Origin of the sequence: Streptomyces sp. NPDC059398 (assembly GCF_042751845.1) — a bacterium.
In the GTDB taxonomy this organism is placed as follows: Bacteria; Actinomycetota; Actinomycetes; order Streptomycetales; family Streptomycetaceae; genus Streptomyces.
The window spans coordinates 155,283-161,365 of record NZ_JBHYWP010000002.1; the positions used below are offsets into that span (position 1 = coordinate 155,283).

Annotated in this window: 6 protein-coding genes and 1 pseudogene; 2 read left to right on the forward strand and 5 right to left on the reverse strand. The window is 70.7% G+C overall.

What is annotated here, in order from left to right:
- The 3 genes and pseudogenes from ACFXBC_RS01840 to ACFXBC_RS01850 form a co-directional block, all read right to left on the reverse strand.
- Positions 1-248 (reverse strand): annotated as a pseudogene (locus ACFXBC_RS01840) (hypothetical protein); the annotation flags it as partial.
- Positions 245-949, reverse strand: a complete 705-nt coding sequence (locus ACFXBC_RS01845) for a hypothetical protein (protein ID WP_359983812.1) — start codon at positions 947-949, stop codon at positions 245-247. The pseudogene ACFXBC_RS01840 and the gene ACFXBC_RS01845, both read right to left, overlap by 4 nt.
- Entirely contained in the window at positions 946-2,100 is a 1,155-nt protein-coding gene (locus ACFXBC_RS01850; protein ID WP_385017389.1) for a glycosyltransferase family 1 protein, read from the reverse strand. Before ACFXBC_RS01850 ends, ACFXBC_RS01845 begins: the two co-directional genes overlap by 4 nt.
- A gap of 143 nt (positions 2,101-2,243) precedes the next feature.
- Between ACFXBC_RS01850 and ACFXBC_RS01855 the strand changes: the two genes are divergently transcribed.
- Both ACFXBC_RS01855 and ACFXBC_RS01860 read left to right on the forward strand, forming a co-directional pair.
- On the forward strand, positions 2,244-3,215 hold the full coding sequence (locus ACFXBC_RS01855; protein ID WP_385017392.1) for a multiprotein-bridging factor 1 family protein: 972 nt from the start codon (positions 2,244-2,246) through the stop codon (positions 3,213-3,215).
- 5 nt (positions 3,216-3,220) lie between these two features.
- The gene (locus ACFXBC_RS01860) at positions 3,221-3,781 is read left to right on the forward strand and encodes a peptide deformylase (protein WP_385017395.1); all 561 of its coding nucleotides are present in this window, start codon (positions 3,221-3,223) and stop codon (positions 3,779-3,781) included.
- A gap of 35 nt (positions 3,782-3,816) precedes the next feature.
- Here ACFXBC_RS01860 and ACFXBC_RS01865 read toward each other — a convergent pair whose 3' ends face one another.
- Positions 3,817-5,529, reverse strand: coding sequence for a mobilization protein (locus ACFXBC_RS01865; RefSeq protein WP_385017398.1), 1,713 nt, complete (start codon positions 5,527-5,529; stop codon positions 3,817-3,819).
- Positions 5,526-6,083 (reverse strand): MobC family plasmid mobilization relaxosome protein (locus tag ACFXBC_RS01870; protein WP_385017400.1); only part of this gene is annotated, 558 nt, incomplete at its 5' end. The genes ACFXBC_RS01870 and ACFXBC_RS01865, both read right to left, overlap by 4 nt.

Genomic DNA, 6,083 nt, shown 5'->3' on the forward strand with positions numbered 1-6,083 from the left:
CCCGCGGGCGGCGGCGCGCGCCGCGGGGGCGCGCCCGGGCCCGCCGGGGCGGCCGCGCGCCCGCGCCCCCCCGCGACTCGGGCTCCCGATCGAACCAGCGGGGCCAGGTCCTCGCTCAGGCCGCCGGGGGCGATGACGAGGCTTCCCGGCCGTACGGCAGCGAGCGCCGCCAGCGTGCGCTGGTGGTGCCCGCCGCCCCGGTGTGCGTTCGGCTCGATCAGCACCAGCGGCCCGGGTGCGGTGTTCATCCGGTGACCGCCTGCTCGCCGTACAGCGTGGTGAAGTGCTGGTTCAGCCACGGCGGGTCGTTGAGAGCCTCGAAGCGCTGAGTGTCTCGGGCAGCAGCCTTGGCGAAGCCGAGTCCGTCACGGGCTCCGGCCGCCGCATAGGCGGCGAATTCGCCATCGCGGCTGGCCGTCCAGGCTGCGATGCGTTCCTGGGCGGAGGCGTCGGTCATGCCGTACTCGCTGCCGCGCGCGAGCATCGCACACTCTCGGAAGCCCGCCTTCCACGCGTGGAACGGGCTCTGGTTGAACCGCGTGACCCCGGCGGTCCGGCGGCAGAACTCGACGCGTCCGGGCAGCGCGGCCAGCACGTCGACGGCTTGGCCCATCTCCCTCAGCGCCGAGCGGCGGATCAGCTTGAGGCCGCCGTAGCCGTAGGTCAGGCCGTTGACCGGGTTGACTGCCTGCCAGACCCGCATCGCCACCCCGTCGGCCAGAGGCTGGACCGCTGCGGTGGGGAACTCGGGGTCGATGGCGAAGTCACCATCGGCGAGGAAGAACTGTTCGGTGTCTACCAGTTCGGCGGTGAGTCGGTAGGCGCGTCGCATCCCGCGGACTCCGTGCAGGCGCTTGACGCTGCCGCCCAGCACCCGGGCGAGGCGGGTGTGCAGGGAGCCGGCCAGTGGCTCGTCGTACGAGAGCTGCACTGCCTCGAAGCCGGTCACTTGATCGCCTCCAGATAACGGGCTGCCACCACGGCAGGCGTGAGGTCGGTGGTGGAGGCATGCGCGCGCTTGGCGTGCACCAGGTAGAACTCGGCGTCCGTGGCGAGGCGCTCGGCGATCTGGACGGCCTGCTCGTCGGTGTCGAACAGCAGCTCGTGGTCGATGTGCTCGGCCAGCCAGCCGGTGCGCGGGCCGACCACCGGCAGGCCCATCGCCTGGCAGTCGATCACCGACATGGACCAGGGGCAGCCCGGACGGAAGGGGGCGATGCCGAAGTGGGTTCCGGCCAGCAGGTTGCGGTAGCGGATGCGGTCGCCACGGTCGGAGGCGATGGTGACGCCGTCCGTGGTCGCCAGCTCCTCCAGGTGCCGTTCGGGGCTGGGGTCAAGGCGGATTCGCTCGGGGCTGCGGGTACCGAACAGGTCCATCACGGTGAGCCGCACCGGGGCATCGGCGACGAGACGCCGGGCGAGCCGGGTGAAGCGGGCGGTGCCGTAGTGCTTGTACAGGCGGTGGTTGTAGATGCCCGAGGCCCTGCCTGCGGGCGGGGTGATGTCGGCCGGGTCGCGTACCAGCCGTACGTCCCTGGGGGCGGGGACGACGTACAGCTTGTCGCCGAGTTCGACGCCGGTACGGGCGGCGGCTGCGGTGGTCCAAGAGGCTGCGGTGGAAGAGTGGACGAGGACGCGATCGCAGGCACCGAGGCCGGCGGCGAAGGCCAGCAGCACGCTGCGGCCCAGGCCCCGGTCGTTCATCGCGGGGTCCAGCTCCAGGACGCCGGTGTCGGTGAAGGAGAACGGCAGGTAGTGGCAGTAGCCCGCGATCAGCGCGTCCACCCCTGCTTCCAGGAGCGCGGCCCGGATCGCGGGTGCGGCCTCGATCTGGTTGGCCACCACGACCTCGGGCCGCCGGTCGCGGATCAGGGCGACCAGGGCGTCCATGCCGGGATCGAAGCGGGCCCGGTACTTGGTGGACGGCGAAGCGGTGAGCGCGAAGTGCACGCGGGCGTCCCCGACCGGGACGGGCGAGGCCACGGTCACCTCTGCCCCGGCGTCGGTCAGGGCCGGCGCGAGCATGTCGGCGAAGGTGTAGCCGGAATCAGCGGCCAGCTGACTGGCGTTGGAGACGTTGAGCAGATACAGCACGCGCATCGCTGAGACCCTCCTCGTTGGGGCCCGGGGGTCGACCTGGGCCGGTAGAGGAAGGAAACTGGCGGACGGGGCCGTGACAGAATGGTGAATCGAGATCACTCACGGTTCATTCATCTCATCCGATGGCCGGGGCGGGGGCTTTGATGGATGCGCGGGACGATGCCTTGACGGTTGAGCAGGCCGCCGAGGCGTTCGCGGCTGAGGTCGCCTACTGGCGCGAGGTGCGGGGGCTGGCCAAGCGGGAGTTGGCCAGAAGGATGGGTTTCGACCCGTCCTACGTAAGCCACGTCGAGTTGGGCCGGCACAAGCCGACCGAGGACTTCGCCCGTCGTGCGGAGGAAGCACTGAACGCGGGCAAGGCCATCTGGAAGCGCTGGCTGGAGTACGAGACGGCCAGGGCTCCTGTGGCGCCGACGGCGGTCGCACCCGCCCCTCGCCGGTCCGAGCAGCCGTATGCGACCGGGTCGGCGATCGTAGTGGAGCACGATGCGGCCCGCCTCGACTACGACGGGCGCCTGTACCGGCTCACGATGCGTCGGTTGTTGCGGAACACCGGCAGTGAGCCCATCACCCGCTATCTGATCCGCATCAGCGTCGACCGTTACCCGGGCGAGCCGGAACAGTCCAACGCCCACTATCGCGAGCATCCGCTGACCTGGGACGAGCTCTCGCTGACCGCGACCTGTCGAGGGGAGGCGATGCGCTGGCAGGCCAAGCACGACCGCGACGCCTTCAAGGAGGTGTGGCTGCTGTTCGAGAACGAGCAAGGCCGCTTCCCTCTCTACCCGGGTGAGTCGGTGTGGATCGAATACGCCTACTCGGTGGGCGAGGAGAAGTGGGGCCGCTGGTTCCAGCGCGCCGTCCGCCTGCCTACCGAGCATCTGGTGGTTGAACTCGCCTTTCCTGTTGAACTCGACCCCGTTGTGTGGGGCACCGAGACGTCAATGACCGCCGAAGCGGCTCCGCTGCGAACGGCACCGGTCCAGCGCGAGGAGGGAGGGGTGCGCGTCTTCGCCTGGAGCACTTCCGCACCCGCGCTCCACGCCCGATACCGTTTGGAGTGGCGGTTCCGGGCCAGTCCCGAACATGAAGCGGATAACGGGGAGTTCAGGTGATCCAGATGCGACCCAGTGAACAGATGCGGGACCTCGGCGTCGTGCAGCGCGGGGCCCCCGTTCTTGCTGAGCGGGCGCGCGTCTTCGACCTGCCGACTGAGCGCGAGGCGGCCGAGCAGGCCATCGAGCGGCTGTTCTCCTCCATGGAGCGGATCGGGCAAGTCCACCCCTTCGCCAAGGGCATGGGCATCGCGGCGCCCCAGATCGGCATCGGCCGTGCCGCCGCCGTCGTCCAGCCCAACGCCGCCGGGGCTCCGGCGATCGTCCTGCTGAATCCCCGAATCACCGACCGTTCCAGCGAAGAAGACGAGCAGTACGAGGGCTGCCTGTCGTTCTTCGACGTTCGCGGCATGGTCCCTCGGCCGCTGTGGATCACCGTGGAGACAACCACGTTGGAGGGCCGTCTGGTGACCACCACCTACGAACGAGGGCTCGCCCGGCTGGTCCACCACGAGATCGACCACCTCGACGGTCTGCTCTACACCGCACAGATGCGGACGGGCGTCGTTCCCATCCCTGTGGAGGAGTACCGCCAGACCGGGCGGGCGTGGGACTACGAGCAGTAGCAGCCGAGGCGGGCCAGACCCGCCCCTTCCAGCTGTCAGCGCCGCTGGCGGCGTTGATCGGTGAGGGGCGCGAATGCATTGGTGGGCCCGGGTGCTTGGGGCTGGTGTGTGCTGTGCTTGGACACCTGCGTCGAGCGGAGGCGGGCGGCTTCGGCTCGGAGGTTGGGGGCGGGGTCGCGGCTGGTGTGCTGGATGCGGGTGATCAGGACGCAGGCGGGCTGGCGGGCGCTCGTGAGTTCGCGCTGGGTGGCGGCTTCCTTGAGGAGCTGGTGTGGCTTGTGGCCGCCGGCTTCGGCGCCGGCGAGGACGGTGGCGAGGGCCGGCCAGGCGGGGTCGGTGAGGATGCGGTCGGCGTGGTCGGGGACGGCGGCCCGGACGTCGTGGGCCAGGGTTCGGCGGGCCTGGTCGCTCGGCTGACGAGCGGCGAGGTTGTCGATGACCGGGACGAGGGCGTGGTCGGCGGCGGTGTGTAGGTGGTGCAGGGCCTGACGGGCGGCTTCGGCCTGGTGGGCGTGGTTCTTCGCCTCGTGCCAGCGGGCGGCGACGATCGTGGCCCAGACGAGGGCGGCGAGCAGGGCGGCGAAGGCGCTGCCGTCGGGGCCGGTGACGGCGTGGGCGATGTCGCGGGTCGCGCGGCGCAGGGTGTGGGCGGCTTGGTGCTCGGCTCGGATCTGGGAGCGCTGGGCGCGGGCGAATGTCCGTGCTGCGGTTCGTAGTTCGGCTCGGGAGTGGTCAGGGGCCTTCTGGGCGGTGGCCTCGATGAGTTCGCCGAGCGCCCTGATGTGGGCCTGGGCGTGGATGTCGTGGGCCATGTCCGAGTTGAGGGTGTCGAGGGCTTCGGTGGCCTGGTGCCAGGGGGTGGTGGGGTGCTGTCGGCATGCGGTGGGGTGTTCTTCGGGTGCGGTGCGTTCCAGACGAGCCTTGAGCTTGGGGAGGGTGAGGTCGGGGGCGATCTTCCCGCCGGGGTGGAAGATCTGGTCGCCGTCCTTGTTGAGGTCGCCGGGACGGCCGGCGGCGTAGCCGAGGAGGTCCCCGGAGGGTCCGCGGCGGGGTTTGATCGCGATGCCGTCGGCTTCGAGGTAGGCCAGGAGTTCCTCGGCGTTGCCGGCGTGGGGGATGGCGGCGCGGATGCGGTCCTGCAGCCAGTCGCGGCTGGTCTGCTCCCAGCCGAGGCGTTGGGCCTTGTGCATCTCTGCCTGGGTGGGGCGCTTTCCGGCGGTGCGGTCGCCCTTCTTCAGTTGACGCAGGCCGTAGTCGGTCTCGATCTGGCGGCAGGCGTCGCCGACGCGGATGCCGCTGCCGTGGAGTTTGGGGCGGCGGCCGTCTTCGCGGACGGTGGTGGCGAGGATGTGGATGTGGTCGTCCGCGTGGCGCACGGCGATCCACCGGCAGCCGAGGTCGTCGCCGGGCGGGGCAATGCCCGCGGCTTCGACGATGCGCTGGGCGATATCGGCCCACTCGGCATCGGAGAGGTGCCGGTCCTCGGGAGCGGCGCGGACGGGGCAGTGCCAGACGTGGTCGGTGATCTTCTTCCCGAACTCGCTGTTCCGGAGATGCACCGGCTCGTCGAGGTGGTGGGCGAGCTGGGTGAGGGTGGCGTCCGGGTTCCGGCCAGGGTCGGGCATACCGAGCATGGCGAAGCCCGCGACGATGTGCGGATCGAGGTGCTCGTCGTGGCGGCCGGGACCGTAGAGGTAGGCGAGCAGGCCACGGGTGTTGGACCCGGCCGGTTTGATGGCGGCTATCACGCGGCCTGCTCCTTCTCCGCCTCGGCGGGTTCGCGCAGGGCCTGGGCGATCAGGTCCAGCAGGTGGTGCAGCTCGTCGAGACGGTCACGTACGTCGGGCGGGGTGAGGTCGCTGTTGAGGGCGCGGGCGATCTGGTTGACGTTGACGCCGATCCGGTTGAGCTCGCGCAGTACCTGGGCGCGGAACATGTGGGTGCGGCGGCGGTCCTCGGACAGCGGCAGGTTCGCGGTGAACCGGCCGGTGATGAATGCGAGGGCGATGTCCGCGGTGAAGTCGGATTCCCCTTTGTAGCCGTGTTCGGCTGCGGCCTCCTGGAGCGCGGCGTGCTCGTCGCCGGTGAAGCGCAACGGTCCGACACGGACGGTCCGCTTGGTGCCGGTGAAGCGGCGGATCGTCGGCTGCACGCTCTGCGGTGCTCGTTCGCCGGCCGTCGGTTCGGTGGCGGGTGCGGGGCTAAGGATCTGCTGCTGGACGGCGCGGAGCTCGTCCGGGTCGGGGCCGCCCTCGGTCCCAGCCTCCCGGCCCACCGCCCCCAGGCGCGGGGCCGACGACCC

Excerpts from the sequence above, each read along its gene's own strand:
- ACFXBC_RS01850 (WP_385017389.1), bottom strand. The coding sequence starts at position 2,100 with ATGCGCGTGCTGTATCTGCTCAACGTCTCCAACGCCAGTCAGCTGGCC.
- ACFXBC_RS01855 (WP_385017392.1), top strand. The coding sequence starts at position 2,244 with ATGGATGCGCGGGACGATGCCTTGACGGTTGAGCAGGCCGCCGAGGCG.
- ACFXBC_RS01860 (WP_385017395.1), top strand. The coding sequence starts at position 3,221 with ATGCGACCCAGTGAACAGATGCGGGACCTCGGCGTCGTGCAGCGCGGG.